Source organism: uncultured Gemella sp. (genome assembly GCF_963525165.1).
In the GTDB taxonomy this organism is placed as follows: domain Bacteria; phylum Bacillota; class Bacilli; order Staphylococcales; family Gemellaceae; genus Gemella.
This window is the reverse complement of sequence record NZ_CAURJN010000004.1, coordinates 36,714-54,086: the sequence shown is the minus strand read 5'-3', so window position 1 is coordinate 54,086 and position 17,373 is coordinate 36,714. Positions and strand designations below refer to the sequence as shown.

The following is a 17,373-nucleotide window of genomic DNA, read 5'->3' as shown; positions in this document are numbered from 1 at the left end:
AATATAATGAGTAGAGTAGAAGAATTTGTAAATAAGTATTATATAGAAAGAAGAAATACAAATAGTTTAAAATGGGATGCTTTAGAGGAGAGATTTGGAGATAAAGATCTACTTGCTATGTGGGTAGCGGATATGGAATTTAAAACACCAGATAGTATAAGAGAAGCATTAATTGAACGTGTAAACCATGGAGTTTTCGGTTATACTAAGTTGCCTGAAAGTTATTATGATCAATACAAAAAATGGCACAAACAAAAATATGATATCAATGTAGAAAAACAATGGATAAGATTTGCTCCTGGTATTGTTCAAGCAATTTTATGGGTGATTCATGCATACACGAAAAAAGATGATTCAGTTATAATTATGCCACCTGTATATTATCCATTTGCTAATTCTATTAGAAATAGTGGTAGAAATCTAGTTGAATCGCCATTACTTGAGGAAAACGGTAAGTTTAAAATAGATTTTGCTACATTTGAGCAAGAAATTCGTGATAACAATGTAAAATTATATATTCATTGTTCACCTCATAATCCAGTAGGTAGAGTATGGACATTAGAAGAACAAAAACGAGTGTTTGAAATTTGTGAAAAATATGATGTTCTAGTATTATCTGACGAGATTCACCAAGATTTTACATATAATAATCATAAGCAAATTTCTGCATTAGCACTGGAAGATGGAAAATATAATCATCGTCTTATTGTCGCGAATTCAGGTTCAAAAACATTCAACCTTGCATCATTAGTTCATGCAACTATATTAATCCCTGATGATGCTGTCAGAAAAGTTTTTGATGCGTATAAAAAAGAGAACTTAGAAGCGGAACCTAGCTTGCTAGGGCAAATTGCATTAGAAGCTGGTTATAGAGAAGGTCATGAATGGCTTGAAGGATTGAAAGAAACGATATTATATAATTATAATTTACTACATGACACTCTTGAAGAAAAGGTTCCAGATATTAAGGTTTATCCGCTAGAAGGAACATATTTAGTTTTAGTGAGTTTAGAAAGAGTACTAGATGGAAAAACAACAAAACAATTTATACAAGATGAATGTGGTCTAGCAATTGATTTTGGTCATTGGTTTGGTAAAGGTTATAACAAATATATTAGGATAAATCTAGCGACAAGCCCAGAAAATGTTAAAGAGGCTATTAATAGAATAATTAAAAATTGTAATAATTAGAATTAATAAGAAGAGGCTAGTCCCAAAGTCCTAGATTTAAAAAAAGTTTATAAGAAAACTCATAGACGCAGTGGTTTATTGATATCTAAATTCGCTTTAGAAAATCTTTTTAGATATCTAATAAACTGTGCGAGGCTGACTCGATAAAATCGATTTCTCCAAAATCACGATTTTTGAGTCACTCCCATCTAAGAACCTTTTTTGGGGAACTCGATAAAATCAATTTTTTAGAAATTGTGATTTTTGAGTTGCTCCCTTTCCCTTTTTATATTGTAATAAAAAAACTACTCAGAAGCCTGAGTAGTTAATAAGATTATTTAGCTAGGTTTGATTTATATCTAGCAGCTGCGTTTTTGTGGATTAAGTTAGTTTTAGCAGCTTTATCAATTTTTTTGTAAGCAAGGTTTACTAACTCTGCAGCGTTAGCAGCACCTTCAGATTTAGCTACTTTAGCTTTTTTAATAGCTGTACGCATTTCAGATTTTTTAGCTGTGTTAGCAGCATTAGTTTTAGCATCTTTTCTTACGCTTAATACTGATGATTTAATGTTTGGCATTCGATTCACCTCCTGGTCCTTATTTTTATTACTAAGAAATATTAATTAATATTCTTAATTACAATGAATTAAGTGTTGTTAAATACAACTACCTCATTTTATCATATTAAAATTGTAAATGCAAGGTATTTTTAGAATTTTTTTGGTAATACTTTATTTTTTATATTTTTTTTAGATTTTTGTTGACTAATAGCTATAATATGTGTTAGTATATATGACGTTGATATTTAATTTTACATAGGTAAGGTTATTTGTCTTCTGACTTTATTATAATAAAAGATGTTTGAGAGATCCATCTATAAAAAAACCTGAAGTACTGGTTTCTCAAATCAGTACTTCTTTCTTTTCTCTTGAACAAGATAAGGAGATATAAATGAGAAATAATACAGTTAAAGTATTAACTATTCAAGCATTAATAGCAGCTATTTATGTTGTTTTAACAGTTGCTATCGCGCCATTTTCATACGGTGCTATTCAATTACGTATTAGTGAGTCGCTATCTCAATTAGTGGTATTTAGTAAAAAATATTGGTTCCCTATAACTTTAGGTGTTGCAATAGCAAATATTTTTAGTCCACTTGGTATAGTAGATGTGTTTTTTGGAACATTAGGAACAGGTTTAGCGTTAGCTATCAGTGTTCTTGTATTCAAATTTGTGAAAAATAGAATCGCCAGACACATCGTTAATATTATTATCTATTTAGTTGTTTGTATGCCAATTATTGCATATGAAATTGCTATTTTTAGTGGTGAAAACTCTGCAAGAGTACCATTCGAATTTGAAGCATTTACAGCAATTTATGGATTGCTTTTATTATCACAAATTGTTGTAATGGTAATCGGTATTGTTATTACAGAAGCCTTAAATAAAGCTATTGATCTTAAAAAAGTATTTGAATAATATTTATAAAAAATCGTTAAGAAATTTCCTTAGCGATTTTTTTATTTTAGTATTGACTCTAACGTAGTGTGATAGTATATAATAAATTTATCACTAGTGAAATATTATAAGGTATAGAGGAATTAATATGAGGATAAATGAAGTCGCAAAACTCACAGGAGTAAGTGTAAGAACACTGCAATATTATGATGAAATAGGATTATTAATTCCAGAAAAGTTAAATAATGGGTATAGAGATTATTCAGATGAAAATTTAGATAAACTTCAAAAGATTCTATTTTATAGATTTCTAAAATTCAAGTTAAATGATATAAAAGAATTACTTGATGGAGATATTGATAGTTTAACAATACTTGAACAGCAACGTGAATTAATTTTAAAAGAAAAAGAGAAGTTTGAAATAATTCTTTATAATATAGAAAAAACAATAAAAACATATAAAGGAGAAGAAACAATGACTATAGAAGAAAAATTTAATGGATTTAAAAAAGAAGACTTAAATAAGTATGAAGACCAAGCTATAGAAAAGTATGGTAAAGAAACAATAGAAGAATCTAAGAAAAGACAGAGTGGTAAGGAGAATATAGTAACAGAGAAATTTAACAGTGTTTTCCGTTCGATGGCAGAATATAGAAAAAATGAAATAAATATAGAAGAAAAAGAAGTTCAATCGAAAGTTGAAGAATTATATAACTATATGAATAAGTATGCATTTGATTGCAGTGTAGAGGTATTTTCGTATATAGGAAAGGGATATTCTCAAAATCTAGAATTTAAGAATAATATAGATAAATTTGGAGAAGGGGTAGCTGAATATACCTCTAAAGCTATAGAAGTATATTGTAATAGTAGATTAAATAGGTAATTTATAGAAGGAATATCTAGTTTAGAATTCTTTTTAAAATATTTTTTAAAAAACTATTGACAAATGAAATTATATATATTAGAATAATTAAGTCAGTTGAAAATGTACCGTAGACAGTAGGGGGAGAAATCCTTAATTAGCCTACCGAGGACAAAATTCGAAAAGAAACTTATGTGCCTTTTTGTATGTTCTCGCATGCAAGAAGGTTTTTTAATGGTACTGAAATTGATAAATCTACTTAGGAGGAAGTTCAATGTCAAAAGCTATTGAGAGAAAACAAGAGTTAGTAAATCAAATCGCAGAAGAAATTAAAGCAAGTTCTTCAGTTGTTATTGCTGACTACCGTGGATTAAACGTTGCGGAAGTAACAGAATTACGTAACAACATGCGTAACGAAGGTTTAACTTTTAAAGTTTATAAAAACTCATTAGTTCGTCGTGCGATGGAGCAAGCAGGAATTGAAGGATTAGACGAAGTTCTAACTGGACCAAATGCTTTTGCTTTCTCAACAGACGATGCTGTAGCTCCTGCTAGAGTTTTAAACGATTTCGCTAAAGAACACGAAAACTTAGAACTAAAAGCTGGTGTTATAGAAGGAAAAGTTGCAGATCAAGCTGAAATTAAAGCTATCGCTACATTACCAAGTCGCGAAGGATTACTTTCAATGTTACTATCTGTATTAACAGCGCCAATGCGCAATACTGCTTTAGCTGTTAAAGCTGTTGCAGACCAAAAAGCTGAACAAGAAGCTTAATAAATAAAAAAATATTAAAAACATATAATTTAAAAATCGGAGGAAATTTATAATGACTAAAGAACAAATTTTAGACGCTATCAAAGAAATGTCAGTTTTAGAATTAAACGACTTAGTAAAAGCAATTGAAGAAGAATTCGGAGTAACTGCTGCTGCACCTGTAGCTGTAGTTGGTGGAGCTGCTGCTGGAGCTGCTGAAGAAAAAACTGAATTTGACGTAGTTTTAGCTAACGCTGGAGACTCAAAAATTAAAGTAATCAAAGTTGTTCGTGAAATCACTGGAGACGGACTAAAAGAAGCTAAAGAAAAAGTTGATGGAGCGCCAGCAACACTTAAAGAAGGAGTTTCTAAAGAAGAAGCTGAAGAAATCAAAGCTAAATTAGAAGAAGTTGGAGCAACTGTAGAAGTTAAATAATTTCTATTCTAAGTAGATAAAAAGATAGATGTAAATAAACAATAATATTCTATTTGAGAATATTTGATACGATGATAATAACAAAAATAGTATATCTCAAGTGTCTAGCTATGGGATATACTATTTTCTTTCATTTTAAGAGGTGTCTTTATTATGGAACATTATTATACAAATAATCCGACGACGGAAAGTCGCGAAAAAATTATCAACTCAACAATAGCGAATGAGAATTTGAAATTTTATACAGATAATGGAGTATTTTCTAAAGAGAGTGTAGATTTCGGGACTAAAACAATGTTAGAAAGTTTCACTACAGTTAAAGAAAATGCTAAGGTTGCGGATATTGGATGCGGCTATGGAGTTATATCTATATTCCTAGCGAAAAAATACCCGACATTTAAATTTACTATGGTAGATGTAAACAATAGAGTATTAGAATTATCTAGAAAAAATATTGAACTTAACAAAATAGAAAATGAAGTAGAAGTACTAGAAAGTAGTTCCTTTGACAATGTTGAAGGGAACTTTGATATAGTTTTAACGAACCCGCCTATAAGAGCAGGGAAAAAAATTGTACACAAAATAATGACAGATAGTTATGAGTATCTAAATGTTCAAGGTGAGCTTTGGGTGGTTATACAAAAAAAACAAGGAATGGCTAGTTGTAAAAAATTATTAGAAGATACTTTTTCAATGGTAGAAGTAGTTACGAAAAATAAGGGTTACTATATCCTGAAAGCCGTAAAATAATTGACAACTTGCTATGACTATGATAAAATGATATATTGCAAGTAATTCTATTTTCTTTTAGATAGAATTACCAAAATTACATAAGTAAGTAAGAGAAAATGTATATATTTTCTTTTTAGTTTTTAAGAGAAAAGCTGAGAGGTGACACAGTTGCAAAAAGTTAAATTTGGTAAGCACAGACAAAGACGTAGCTATGCTAGAATATCAGAGGTAATTGATTTACCGGACTTAATTGAAATTCAAACATTATCTTATGATAAATTTTTAGAAACTGGTCTAAAAGATGTTTTTAAAGATGTATCACCAATAGAAGGTAATAATGATAAATTAAGTTTAGAATTTATTGACTATAAATTAGGAACTCCTAAATATGATGTTGATGAATCTAAAGAACGTGACGCTACATATTCAGCACCTTTAAGAGTGCGCGTACGTTTAATTAATAAAGAACGTGACGAAATTAAAGAACAAGAAGTATTTATGGGTGAATTACCGTTGATGACTGAAACTGGAACGTTTATCATTAATGGTGCAGAACGTGTAATTGTATCTCAATTAGTACGTTCGCCTTCTGTATATTTTACGGAAGATGACAAACTTAAAGTAAAAAATATTCCAAATGCCTATAAAACAACTGTTATTCCTAACAGAGGAGCTTGGTTGGAATTTGAAAAAGATATTAAAGGATTAGTTTACGCTCGTATTGACAGAACTAGAAAAATTCCTTTAACAACGCTTATTAGAGCGTTAGGTTTTGAATCTGACGAATCAATTATTAAATTATTCGGAGAAGATACAGAGCTATTAAACACATTAGAAAAAGATGAAAACCTAGACACAGGAACTGCGTTAAAAGTAATTTATGATAAATTACGTCCTGGAGAACCAGCTAACGTAGAAACTGCAAAAGCAACTTTACACGGTAGATTCTTCGATCCAAGAAGATATGACCTTGCTAAAGTAGGACGTTATAAATTAAATAACAAACTTCACGTTGGTGAACGTCTAGAAAATCAAATTCTAGTTGAACCAATCGTTGATACAGAAACAGGAGAAATTTTAGTAGAAAAAGGTACTAAATTAACACGTGAAATCATTGATGGAATTTATGAAGAATTAGGAACTACAGCTAACGTAGTTGAATTCGATATGAATGAAAGTCTTGATGGAAGTGATAGCCTAAAATTACAACTATTCAAGATTGTAAACCAAGTTAAAGTAGGTAACGACTTCGATATCGATGAATTAACTGATGATCAAATATTACACGTAATTGGTAATGGAGCACCTAATAAAGATGTTTTAACATTAACAATTGCTGATATTATAGCAAGTATCAACTACTATCTTTTATTAATTAGAACTCGTAGAAATAACGATGGATTTGAATTTGAATTGATCGGACGTGTAGATGATATTGACCACCTTGGTAACCGTCGTCTACGTTGTATCGGTGAATTATTACAAAATCAAATTCGTGTAGGTATTTCTCGTATGGAACGTGTTGTACGTGAACGTATGAGTATTCAAGATACAAATGAAATTACTCCACAACAATTAATTAATGTAAGACCAGTTACAGCAATTATCAAAGAATTCTTTGGAAGTTCTCAACTTTCACAATTCATGGACCAAGTAAACCCATTAAGTGAGCTTACTCACAAACGTCGTTTATCTGCACTTGGACCTGGTGGTTTAACAAGAGAACGTGCTGGGATGGAAGTACGTGACGTTCACTACTCACACTATGGTCGTATGTGTCCGATTGAAACACCAGAGGGACCAAACATCGGTCTTATCAACTCACTTTCATCATTTGCTCGTATAAATGAATTTGGATTCATTATGACTCCATATAGAAAAGTTGAATTTGATGGAGAAGGTCGTCCATACGTGACTGAAAACGTACAATATTTAACAGCTGATCAAGAAGATAAATACGTAGTGGCACAATCAACTGCTAATGTTGATGAAAAAGGTTACTTCGTAGATGAAGAAGTAGTATGTCGTTTCAGAGGAGATAACACAGTTAAACCTCGTGAAATGATGAACTTCATGGATGTATCGCCTAAACAGGTAGTATCTGCTGCCACTGCATGTATTCCGTTCTTAGAGAATGACGACTCTAACCGTGCCCTAATGGGAGCGAATATGCAACGTCAAGCAGTACCATTAATGATTACTGAAGCACCATTCGTTGGTACAGGTATGGAGCACCTAGCAGCACGTGACTCAGGAGCTGCGGTTATCGCTAAATACCCAGGTATCGTTGAATACGTAGATGGAGCAAAAATTAAAGTACGCCGTATTGAAACTCTAGAAGGTAAAGAAATTAAAGGTGACTTAGACACTTACGTAATTCATAAATTCGTACGTTCTAACCACTCTACAGCTTACAACCAAAAACCAATCGTTAAAGTTGGTGATAGAGTAGAACCCAAAGATATCCTTGCAGATGGACCATCTATGGATAAAGGAGAATTAGCTTTAGGTAAAAACCTTGTAGTAGCATTCGTAAACTGGGATGGTTATAACTATGAGGATGCTGTTATTATGAGTGAACGTCTTGTAAAAGATGATGTTTATACTTCTATTCACGTAGAAGAATATGAAACAGATGCTCGTGATACTAAACTTGGGCCAGAAGAAATTACTCGTGAAATTCCTAACGTAGGTGAAAATGCACTTAGAAACTTAGATGCACGAGGAATTATCAGAATTGGTGCTGAAGTTAAAGACGGAGATATCTTAGTAGGTAAAGTTACACCGAAAGGATTAACTGAACAAACTCCAGAAGAAAAATTATTATATGCTATCTTTGGAGCTAAATCTAAAGAAGTACGTGATACTTCATTACGTGTACCTCACGGTGCTGATGGAGTAGTTGCTGATGTTAAAATCTTTAAACGTGAAGATGGTGCTGAATTACCTAACGGTGTTAATGAACTTGTACGTGTATTTATCGTTCAAAAACGTAAAATCCGTGTAGGGGATAAAATGGCCGGTCGTCACGGTAACAAAGGGGTTATCTCAAATATCTTACCAGAAGAAGATATGCCTTACCTACCAGATGGTACACCAGTTGACGTAATGTTAAACCCACTTGGGGTTCCATCTCGTATGAATATTGGACAAGTATTAGAGCTACACTTAGGTATGGCTGCTAAACAATTAGGAATCCACGTGGCTACACCAGTATTCGATGGGGCTACTGATGAAGATGTTTGGTCTACAGTTGCGGAAGCTGGAATGGCTAAAGATGCTAAGACAGTTCTTTATGATGGACGTACAGGTGAACCATTCGATAGCCGTGTATCTGTAGGGGTAATGTACATGATTAAACTTGCACACATGGTTGATGATAAACTTCACGCTCGTTCAATTGGACCATATTCATTAGTAACTCAACAACCACTTGGAGGTAAAGCTCAATTTGGTGGACAAAGATTTGGTGAGATGGAGGTATGGGCACTTGAAGCTTACGGTGCTGCATATACTCTTCAAGAAATATTAACGTACAAATCAGATGATACTAATGGTCGTGTTAAAACATACGAAGCTATCGTTAAAGGTGAAAACATTCCACGTCCAGGAGTTCCTGAATCATTCCGAGTACTTATGAAAGAACTTCAAGCACTAGGTATGGACTTCAGAGTAATGGACAATGAGGATAACGAAGTAGACATGGGTGATATCGATTTAGGAGATACAATCGATTTCCATGATGCACATAACCATGATCACGATGAAGAAAATTCAGAAGAAGCAACAGAAAAAGCTGCAGCTTCAGAAGAAAATGCTGAAGAAGGATATCAAAGTTTAGCTAACTTGATTTTATCTGATACAGATGAATATGAAAATGTTAAAGATGAGGAAGATAGCGAAGAAGAAACTTCAGGATATCAAGCATTAGCAAGTCTTTTAATGTCAGATACTGATGAGTATGAAGACGTAGAAGATGATACAGATGAAGAATAATATAAATTTTACAATTAATCACAAAGAACTATTCAAGGCTTTTATACAAAAAAATAAAGGAGGTATGCTCCTTGATAGACGTAAATAATTTTGCATATATGAAAATTAGTTTAGCTTCTCCTGAAAAAATAAGAAGTTGGTCTTATGGAGAGGTTAAAAAACCTGAAACTATTAACTATAGAACTTTAAAACCAGAAAATGATGGACTATTCTGTGAAAGAATCTTTGGTCCAACAAAAGACTGGGAATGTGCTTGTGGAAAGTACAAACGAGTTAGATATAAAAACATTAAATGTGATAAATGTGGAGTTGACGTAACTTTAGCTAAAGTGCGTCGTGAAAGAATGGGGCACTTAGAATTAGCTGCCCCAGTTAGCCACATTTGGTATTTTAAAGGTATTCCAAGTAGAATGGGACTTTTACTTGACCTTAGTCCAAGACAATTAGAAGAAGTAATTTACTTTGCTTCTTATATTGTTATTGATCCAGGTGAAACTGACTTCATGAAAAAACAAATCGTTTCAGAACGTGAAGTACGTGAAGCACGTAGCACATTTGGAGCAAACTCTTTCGTAGCTAAAATGGGAGCTGAAGCTATTCGCGATCTATTAGCTGAGTTAGATATCGAAAAAGAACTTAAAGACCTTAAAAACGAACTTAAAGAATTAAGTGAAAGCAACTATAAATCAGGTCAAAAAGTTGTAAAAATCATCAAACGTGTTGAAGTATTCGAAGCGTTTAAGCACTCTGGAAATAAACCAGAATGGATGATTATGACTGTATTACCAGTTATCCCACCTGAATTAAGACCTATGGTTCAATTAGATGGTGGACGTTTTGCAACAAGTGACTTAAACGATTTATACAGACGTGTAATTAACCGTAACAACCGTCTGAAAAAACTTATCGAACTTAAAGCTCCAGGGCTAATTGTACAAAACGAAAAACGTATGTTACAAGAAGCTGTTGATGCATTAATCGATAACGGACGTCGTGGTCGTCCTGTAACAGGTCCTGGTAACAGAACATTAAAATCATTATCTAATATGTTAAAAGGTAAACATGGTCGTTTCCGTCAAAACTTATTAGGTAAACGTGTTGACTACTCTGGACGTTCAGTAATCGTAGTTGGTCCAAACTTAAAAATGTACCAATGTGGATTACCTAAAGAAATGGCACTTGAATTATTCAAACCATTCGTAATGCGTGAATTAGTTAAACGTGAGTTAGCTAATAACATTAAAAATGCTAAAAACCAAATCGAAAGAATGGAAGATCATGTGTGGGATATCTTAGAAGATATTATTCGTGAGCACCCGGTATTACTTAACCGTGCCCCGACTCTTCACAGACTAGGTATCCAAGCATTCGAACCAATCTTAGTTGAAGGACGTGCAATTCGTCTTCACCCTCTTGTAACAACAGCGTTTAACGCCGACTTCGATGGTGACCAAATGGCCGTTCACGTACCTTTATCAAAAGAAGCACAAGCAGAAGCACGTATGCTTATGCTAGCTGCACAAAACATCCTTAACCCTAAAGATGGTAAACCAGTAGTTACTCCATCTCAGGATATGGTATTAGGTAACTATTACCTAACACTTGAAAGACCAGGAGCAGTAGGGGAAGGTATGATTTTCAAAGATGCCGATGAAGCAAGAATAGCATACCAAAATGGATATATTCACCTTCACACACGTGTTGGTATCGCGGCTAAATCATTTGAAAACCCAACGTTCACAGAAGAGCAAAACAAAAAATTACTTGTTACTACAATCGGTAAAGTAATCTTTAACGACATATTACCAGAAGGATTCCCATATCTAAATGAGCCTACTAAGGACAATTTAGAGACAGCGACTCCTGACAAATATTTCGTATCAACATCTGATTTATCAGAAGGTGGATTAAAAGCTTATATAGCTGAAAAAGAAGCTGTAACACCATTCAAAAAAGGATTCTTGTCAAAAATTATTTCTGAAATCTTTAACAGATTCCACATTACTGAAACATCTATGATGTTAGACAGAATGAAAGATTTAGGATTTAAATACTCTTCAAGAGCTGGTATTACAGTAGGGGTAAGTGACGTATTCGTCCTACCTAATAAGTATGAAATTTTAGCAGACTCACAAGCTAATGTTGATAAAATCACAACATTATACAGACGTGGTCTATTAACTGAAGAAGAAAGATATCAAAATGTTATCGCTCAATGGGCAAAAGCAAAAGATATCATCCAAGATCAACTTATGGACTCTCTTCCAGCTACAAACCCAATTTACATGATGAGTGACTCTGGAGCCCGTGGTAACGCGTCTAACTTTACACAGTTAGCCGGAATGCGTGGTCTGATGGCGTCTCCATCAGGACGTATCATGGAAATGCCTGTACGTTCATCATTTAAAGAAGGATTAACAGTATTAGAGTTCTTCATCTCTTCTCACGGTGCTCGTAAAGGTCTTGCCGATACTGCGCTTAAGACAGCCGACTCAGGATACTTAACTCGTCGTCTTGTAGACGTTGCACAAGATGTTATCGTTCGTGAGAACGACTGCGGTACATCTCGTGGATTAAGAGTAGCCGCACTGAAAAATGGAACAGATGAAATTGAAAGTCTACAAGAACGTCTTGAAGGTAGATACAGTAAAGAAACTGTTATTCACCCAGAGACAGGAGAAGTTATCGTTGAAGATGGTCAATTAATCACTCTAGATACAGCTAAAGAAATTGAAGCAGCTGGGATCGAAAGTGTTGTAATCAGATCAGCATTTACATGTAACTCTCGTCACGGAGTTTGTGAGAAATGTTATGGTAAAAACTTAGCAACAGGTGAAAAAGTAGAAGTTGGAGAAGCAGTTGGTACAATTGCCGCTCAATCTATCGGAGAACCTGGTACACAGCTTACAATGCGTACGTTCCACACAGGTGGGGTTGCCGGTGCCGATATTACTCAAGGTTTACCTCGTATTCAAGAGTTATTTGAAGCACGTAATCCAAAAGGTAAGGCATTAATCTCAGAAGTAGATGGAACAGTTACAAAAGTTGAAATTGATAATAATCACGTACGTAGAATTTATGTATTAAGTGAAATTGGTGAAGAAAGAGAATATCAAGACTATGGTGCAAGCCGTATGTTAGTTAAAGAAGACGATAAAGTTAAACGTGGTCAAGCTTTAACAGAAGGTTCTATTGAACCAAAAGAATTACTATCAATTGCAGGTTTAGAAGCAGTACAAAGTTACTTATTAACTGAGGTACAAAAAGTTTACCGTATGCAAGGGGTAGAAATCAGTGATAAACACGTAGAGGTTATGGTGCGTCAAATGTTAAGAAAAGTACGTGTAATCAATGCTGGTGACACTGACTTACTTCCAGGTTCATTAGTTGATATTCATAAATTCACAGATGAAAACAAAAAAATCCTTGCGGTACGTGGGAACATGGCTACAGCTAAGCCAGTAATTCTAGGTATCACTAAAGCTTCATTAGAAACTGAAAGTTTCCTATCTGCAGCTTCATTCCAAGAAACAACACGTGTTCTTACAGACGCAGCTGTTAAAGGAAAAGTTGACAGACTTATGGGACTTAAAGAAAACGTTATTATTGGTAAGCTAATTCCAGCAGGAACAGGAATGCCAAGATATAATGATGTTGATATTAAAGTAGAAAATGAACTTGAAAAAGAAATGGACAATGAATTAAGTAGACCAATTGAAGAAGAATTACATGAAGAATTAGGTTCTATTTAATCTGAAACATAGAAAAGTCAATAGGAATATAAAAAAATATTATATTCCTATTGACAAATCTATAAAAAGTATGTAAAATAGATAATGTTGAATACAAAAGTAGAAGCACCCGTTTCTCACCTGCCAATTTTGATTGTTCAGGTTTATGTAGATGAAATGTAGAATTTTATGCTGGGTGTTTTGCACTCAGTTTTTTTTAATGCTTTTAGTATTTAATGAAATTTATAAATAGGAGGTGCTGATCATTAGTAAAGATACTGCACAAGTAAATGAAGGTATTAAAGCGAAAGAGTTTCTTTTAATTAGTCAAAATGGAGAACAATTAGGAGTTAAAACTAAGGCAGAAGCGATGCAAATTGCAGAGCGTATGAACTTAGATGTTGTTCTAGTAGCTCCAAATGCTAAAACACCAGTTGCGAAAATTATGAACTATGGTAAGTTCAAATTTGAACAACAAAAGAAAGAAAAAGAAGCACGTAAGAAACAAAAAATCGTAACAACAAAAGAGATAAGATTATCTCCAACAATTGAAAAGCACGATTTTGAAACTAAGTTGAAAAATGCACGTAAATTCTTAGCAAAAGAAGACAAAGTTAAAGTTTCTATTCGTTTTAAAGGGAGAGCAATCACCCACAAAGAAATTGGACAGAAAGTTTTAGAAAACTTTTCTAACGAAGCTAGCGATATAGCTACTGTCGAACAAAAACCTAAAATGGAAGGTCGCAGTATGTTCTTAGTTCTAGCACCAAAAAAAGAGAAATAAAGGTTTAATATAGGAGGAATTTGATAATGCCAAAAATGAAATCTCACCGTGGTTTAGCAAAACGTGTGAAAAAAACAGCTAGCGGTAAATTAAAACGTAGCCGTGCTTATACTTCTCACTGGTTTTCAAGAAAAACTACTAAACAAAAACGTCACTTACGTAAAGCTTCATTAGTATCTCGTGGTGATTACAAACGTATTAGAACTTTATTAGTTAAATAATATTAAAGAAGATTAATTATAGCGTAAATACTTATTTAAGTTATACATAAGGAGGAATTAGATATGCCACGTGTTAAAGGTGGAACTGTGACTCGTCGTCGCCGTAAAAAAGTTTTAAAACTAGCTAAAGGATATTTTGGTTCAAAACATACATTATTCAAAGTTGCTAAGCAACAAGTAATGAAATCAGGAATGTATGCTTTCAGAGACCGTCGTCAAACAAAACGTAACTTCAGAAGATTATGGATCGTTCGTATTAATGCAGCTGCAAGATTAAATGGTTTATCTTACAGCCGTCTAATGAACGGACTTAAAGTTGCTGGAATCGATATTAACAGAAAAATGTTATCAGAAATCGCTATCCACGACGCAGCTGGATTTGCAAGCATTTGTGAACAAGCTAAAGCAGCTTTAGCTAAATAATTAAAGAGAATTGATAGATTACTTACATAATTTTGTAAGTAATCTTTTTTATAATAAAAAACACCTTAGAGAGTCATAATAGGCACCTTAAGGTGTTTTATTCATTAATAGACTATTTTTCTAGGATTATTTAATCTATGGAACTTTTTTTGAGCAATTTCATCATATACTTGTTCACGTCTTTTTTCATATAATAAAATTGCCCATGTATACCATAATAAATCACAAAACTGTAAAAATACATCTAGTTTCTTATAATTGCATTCTTTATTACTAAAATACGCTTTTAAGAAGGTAATTGTTTCCTCGTAGTTTAAATCATTTTCTGATATGAAACTCGCTATATCGAAGTAATAATCATTATATCCTGCGTATTCAAAATCTATTAAATATAATTTATCTCTTGAAAATAAGAAATTACCTTCAACTAAGTCATTGTGGCATAATCTGTCAGGTTCATAGAACTTTCTGAAGTCATCTATAATGTACAAGTATTGATCAAAAATATTATTTTTTTCATCTATTTTGTTATAATAATCATGAAATTGTTTAACAGGATCAAATATATGCTTAGCCTGAAATTTTTTTGAATGAAAATTATTAAGAAGTTTGCCTATTCTTATGATACTTGATAATTTTCTTTGTGAAATAAATGTTTTTGGATTAGGTTGAAATTCTGTAATTAGATTATCATTATTGAAGAATATTGGTTTAAGAAAGTAATCTTCATTAGCTAGAAGACTAATAGCTTCTCTTTCGTTATTTTTATTTACAATATTTGTAGAATCTTTAGAAGTTCTGTAGAAATATTTATTATTGTTCGTTGTAATAATGTAATTCTTATTGGTGATTCCATAGCTTGTTTCTTCTATAGCGAGAATCTTTTCATTTAATATTTTTTCTAATTTTTCTAAACTATACATAAGAATACCCTCCTTTGTTTCTGAAATATATATTGTCTTTTCATTTTAATTATATAATATAGAGTTAAAAGTTCAAAGAAAAACGATTACATTGTAGGAGGTGACTCAAAAATCGTGATTTCGGAGAAACAAGATTTTGTTGAATAACTTTCAGCAGTTGGTCATTAGATATCTAAAAAACTTTTATAAAGAGAATTTAGACATTGATAAACCATTGCGTCTATGAGTTCTCATATGAACTTTGTTAAATTTTAGGACTTTTGGGTCAGTTCCATTTTATATTAAAATGCTATTTTTTTTTATAATATTGAGAAGAATATATTAAATACATTTTAGGAGTTTGAGGAGTATTTTTTATGTGAACTTAAATGTGTACTAATCTTTAAAAATAGCTGGTATAAATAGATATTTTTAATTTAAATAGTGTAAATAAATGGTGTATTGTTGAAAAAAATCAAGAAATTTGATATAATTGTAATGTATAAAATATATTTATATACATAAAGTTTCATTTTTAAATATCATAGGAGGTGTGAAATGAAAGAAGTTTTTATTAATAGTGAGTATATTACATTAGCTCAATTCTTAAAATTAGAAGGATTTATAGGTTCAGGTGGAGAAGCTAAATACTTTTTACAAGATGTAGAAGTCGAGCTTAATGGAGAGTTAGAGAACAGACGAGGGAAAAAATTATATTCAAATGATGTAATAAAATTAGAAGGAAATGAATTTATAATAATTAATGAAAATTAAAAGTTTAAAATTATTGTACTTTCGAAATTATTTATCTACGAATATAGATGCACATCCCTCGCTTAATGTTTTAGTAGGAAACAACGCGAATGGAAAAACTAATATTATAGAGTCTATTTTTTGTTTAGCACTTGGGAAAAGCTACAGAACAAAAAGTGATAGTGAGTGTATTATGTTTGGAGAAACTGCCACGGCGATGTCGTGTGTAGTTAGTAAAAATAATAAGAATCTTGATATTATGTTAGGTATTAATAATAAAGGTAAAAGCGCTAAGATAGCAGGTGTTAAGAAAACTAAGTTAACTGATTTTGTTGGGGAGCTTAATGTTGTTTTATTTTCTCCTGAGGACTTGCAAATAGTTAAAGGATCTCCAGCTCTACGTCGTGAGTTTATAAATAGAGAATTTTATCAATTTTCACGTATTTATCATAAATATAACCTAATGTATCAACATCTTTTGAAACAACGTAATTCGTATTTAAAAGATATGAGGAAAAATCCAAAAGATGAAATGGCTTTAACATACCTAGAAACTCTTACCTCACAACTTGCTAAAGTAGCATTGTATATTACGAAAGAAAGAGTATCGTTTGTTCAAGATATTTCTAAGTTAACATATGAAAATATGTTAAATATTTCAAATGGACAAGAAACTTTAAAAATACGATATAAAAGTTCTGTTCTAGAGGCATTGAATATTAAAGATACAGAGGATGAGGCTTTTACCGAAGAAAATTTGACGAATATTATTATGAGAAAATCTTTTGATGATATTATGCGTGGAAGTACAAAAATAGGCCCACAGCATGATGATTTAGAATTTTATATAAATGACCTTGATGCTAAAATGTTTGCCTCACAAGGGCAACAAAGAAGCATAGTATTATCACTCAAACTCGCTGAAATTAATTATTTAAAAGATAAGACGGGGACTTATCCTGTCCTACTTTTGGATGATGTACTTAGTGAGTTAGATAAAAATAGACAACTTAAATTATTAGATGCAATTAATGAAAATGTACAAACATTCATTACGACACCTTCAATATCAGATATTAAAGAAGATTTATTGAAAAAAGCTAAAGTTTTCAAAATAGAAAGCGGAAATATTAGTGAAATAATCTAGAA

At 32.3% G+C, this 17,373-nt stretch carries 15 protein-coding genes and 2 other annotated features; of the genes, 13 read left to right on the top strand and 2 right to left on the bottom strand.

Going from position 1 to position 17,373, the window contains the following annotated elements:
* The first annotated feature begins 6 nt into the window (after positions 1-6).
* Positions 7-1,191, top strand: a complete 1,185-nt coding sequence (locus RWQ74_RS01515; protein WP_314396134.1) for a MalY/PatB family protein — start codon at positions 7-9, stop codon at positions 1,189-1,191.
* Between the two features lie 313 nt (positions 1,192-1,504).
* On the opposite strand, the gene rpsT is transcribed toward RWQ74_RS01515, so the two are convergent.
* The gene (gene rpsT / locus RWQ74_RS01510) at positions 1,505-1,747 is read right to left on the bottom strand and encodes a 30S ribosomal protein S20 (RefSeq protein WP_003145397.1); all 243 of its coding nucleotides are present in this window, start codon (positions 1,745-1,747) and stop codon (positions 1,505-1,507) included.
* A gap of 373 nt (positions 1,748-2,120) precedes the next feature.
* Here rpsT and RWQ74_RS01505 point away from each other — a divergent pair, with 373 nt between their 5' ends.
* The 10 genes from RWQ74_RS01505 to rplT all read left to right on the top strand — a co-directional run bounded on the left by RWQ74_RS01505 (position 2,121) and on the right by rplT (position 14,569).
* Positions 2,121-2,648: a QueT transporter family protein gene (locus tag RWQ74_RS01505; protein ID WP_314396131.1), complete on the top strand. Its 528-nt coding sequence runs from the start codon at positions 2,121-2,123 to the stop codon at positions 2,646-2,648.
* A gap of 127 nt (positions 2,649-2,775) precedes the next feature.
* Entirely contained in the window at positions 2,776-3,513 is a 738-nt protein-coding gene (locus RWQ74_RS01500) for a MerR family transcriptional regulator (protein WP_314396129.1), read from the top strand.
* An 89-nt stretch (positions 3,514-3,602) separates the two neighbouring features.
* Positions 3,603-3,734 (top strand) — a sequence feature (ribosomal protein L10 leader region).
* Between the two features lie 32 nt (positions 3,735-3,766).
* Positions 3,767-4,267 carry a 50S ribosomal protein L10 gene (rplJ, locus tag RWQ74_RS01495; protein ID WP_003146331.1) on the top strand — a complete coding sequence of 167 codons (501 nt, stop codon included), beginning with the start codon at positions 3,767-3,769 and terminating at the stop codon, positions 4,265-4,267.
* Positions 4,268-4,319: 52 nt separating this feature from the next.
* Positions 4,320-4,682: a 50S ribosomal protein L7/L12 gene (gene rplL, locus RWQ74_RS01490; RefSeq protein ID WP_003146330.1), complete on the top strand. Its 363-nt coding sequence runs from the start codon at positions 4,320-4,322 to the stop codon at positions 4,680-4,682.
* A gap of 153 nt (positions 4,683-4,835) precedes the next feature.
* Positions 4,836-5,432 carry a class I SAM-dependent methyltransferase gene (locus RWQ74_RS01485; RefSeq protein ID WP_314396127.1) on the top strand — a complete coding sequence of 199 codons (597 nt, stop codon included), beginning with the start codon at positions 4,836-4,838 and terminating at the stop codon, positions 5,430-5,432.
* Between the two features lie 150 nt (positions 5,433-5,582).
* A complete protein-coding gene (rpoB, locus tag RWQ74_RS01480; protein WP_314396125.1) occupies positions 5,583-9,410 on the top strand; it encodes a DNA-directed RNA polymerase subunit beta in 3,828 nt (1,275 codons plus the stop codon).
* 71 nt (positions 9,411-9,481) lie between these two features.
* Positions 9,482-13,162 (top strand): DNA-directed RNA polymerase subunit beta', encoded by a 3,681-nt coding sequence (gene rpoC, locus RWQ74_RS01475; protein ID WP_314396122.1) that lies wholly within the window; start codon positions 9,482-9,484, stop codon positions 13,160-13,162.
* 91 nt (positions 13,163-13,253) lie between these two features.
* Positions 13,254-13,367: a sequence feature (ribosomal protein L20 leader region), on the top strand.
* A 30-nt stretch (positions 13,368-13,397) separates the two neighbouring features.
* On the top strand, positions 13,398-13,925 hold the full coding sequence (infC, locus tag RWQ74_RS01470; protein WP_003145601.1) for a translation initiation factor IF-3: 528 nt from the start codon (positions 13,398-13,400) through the stop codon (positions 13,923-13,925).
* Between the two features lie 26 nt (positions 13,926-13,951).
* Positions 13,952-14,146 (top strand): 50S ribosomal protein L35, encoded by a 195-nt coding sequence (gene rpmI / locus RWQ74_RS01465; RefSeq protein ID WP_003145690.1) that lies wholly within the window; start codon positions 13,952-13,954, stop codon positions 14,144-14,146.
* 63 nt (positions 14,147-14,209) lie between these two features.
* Positions 14,210-14,569 carry a 50S ribosomal protein L20 gene (gene rplT, locus RWQ74_RS01460; protein WP_003146326.1) on the top strand — a complete coding sequence of 120 codons (360 nt, stop codon included), beginning with the start codon at positions 14,210-14,212 and terminating at the stop codon, positions 14,567-14,569.
* A 104-nt stretch (positions 14,570-14,673) separates the two neighbouring features.
* Here rplT and RWQ74_RS01455 read toward each other — a convergent pair whose 3' ends face one another.
* Positions 14,674-15,492, bottom strand: coding sequence for a phosphotransferase (locus tag RWQ74_RS01455; RefSeq protein ID WP_314396120.1), 819 nt, complete (start codon positions 15,490-15,492; stop codon positions 14,674-14,676).
* A 537-nt stretch (positions 15,493-16,029) separates the two neighbouring features.
* On the opposite strand from RWQ74_RS01455, the gene yaaA reads away from it, so the two are divergent.
* Complete coding sequence (yaaA, locus tag RWQ74_RS01450) at positions 16,030-16,245, top strand: S4 domain-containing protein YaaA (RefSeq protein WP_314160853.1); 216 nt, start codon at positions 16,030-16,032, stop codon at positions 16,243-16,245.
* Positions 16,235-17,371: a DNA replication/repair protein RecF gene (recF, locus tag RWQ74_RS01445; RefSeq protein WP_314396117.1), complete on the top strand. Its 1,137-nt coding sequence runs from the start codon at positions 16,235-16,237 to the stop codon at positions 17,369-17,371. The genes yaaA and recF overlap by 11 nt, the downstream gene beginning before the upstream one ends.
* The last annotated feature ends 2 nt before the right edge of the window (positions 17,372-17,373 follow it).

What these genes read in the sequence shown, in the direction of transcription:
- RWQ74_RS01455 (WP_314396120.1), bottom strand. Translation starts at nt 15,492, where the DNA reads ATGTATAGTTTAGAAAAATTAGAAAAAATATTAAATGAAAAGATTCTC.
- RWQ74_RS01485 (WP_314396127.1), top strand. Translation starts at nt 4,836, where the DNA reads ATGGAACATTATTATACAAATAATCCGACGACGGAAAGTCGCGAAAAA.
- rplT (WP_003146326.1), top strand. Translation starts at nt 14,210, where the DNA reads ATGCCACGTGTTAAAGGTGGAACTGTGACTCGTCGTCGCCGTAAAAAA.
- RWQ74_RS01505 (WP_314396131.1), top strand. Translation starts at nt 2,121, where the DNA reads ATGAGAAATAATACAGTTAAAGTATTAACTATTCAAGCATTAATAGCA.
- yaaA (WP_314160853.1), top strand. Translation starts at nt 16,030, where the DNA reads ATGAAAGAAGTTTTTATTAATAGTGAGTATATTACATTAGCTCAATTC.
- rpsT (WP_003145397.1), bottom strand. Translation starts at nt 1,747, where the DNA reads ATGCCAAACATTAAATCATCAGTATTAAGCGTAAGAAAAGATGCTAAA.
- rplL (WP_003146330.1), top strand. Translation starts at nt 4,320, where the DNA reads ATGACTAAAGAACAAATTTTAGACGCTATCAAAGAAATGTCAGTTTTA.
- rplJ (WP_003146331.1), top strand. Translation starts at nt 3,767, where the DNA reads ATGTCAAAAGCTATTGAGAGAAAACAAGAGTTAGTAAATCAAATCGCA.
- rpmI (WP_003145690.1), top strand. Translation starts at nt 13,952, where the DNA reads ATGCCAAAAATGAAATCTCACCGTGGTTTAGCAAAACGTGTGAAAAAA.
- RWQ74_RS01515 (WP_314396134.1), top strand. Translation starts at nt 7, where the DNA reads ATGAGTAGAGTAGAAGAATTTGTAAATAAGTATTATATAGAAAGAAGA.
- recF (WP_314396117.1), top strand. Translation starts at nt 16,235, where the DNA reads ATGAAAATTAAAAGTTTAAAATTATTGTACTTTCGAAATTATTTATCT.
- RWQ74_RS01500 (WP_314396129.1), top strand. Translation starts at nt 2,776, where the DNA reads ATGAGGATAAATGAAGTCGCAAAACTCACAGGAGTAAGTGTAAGAACA.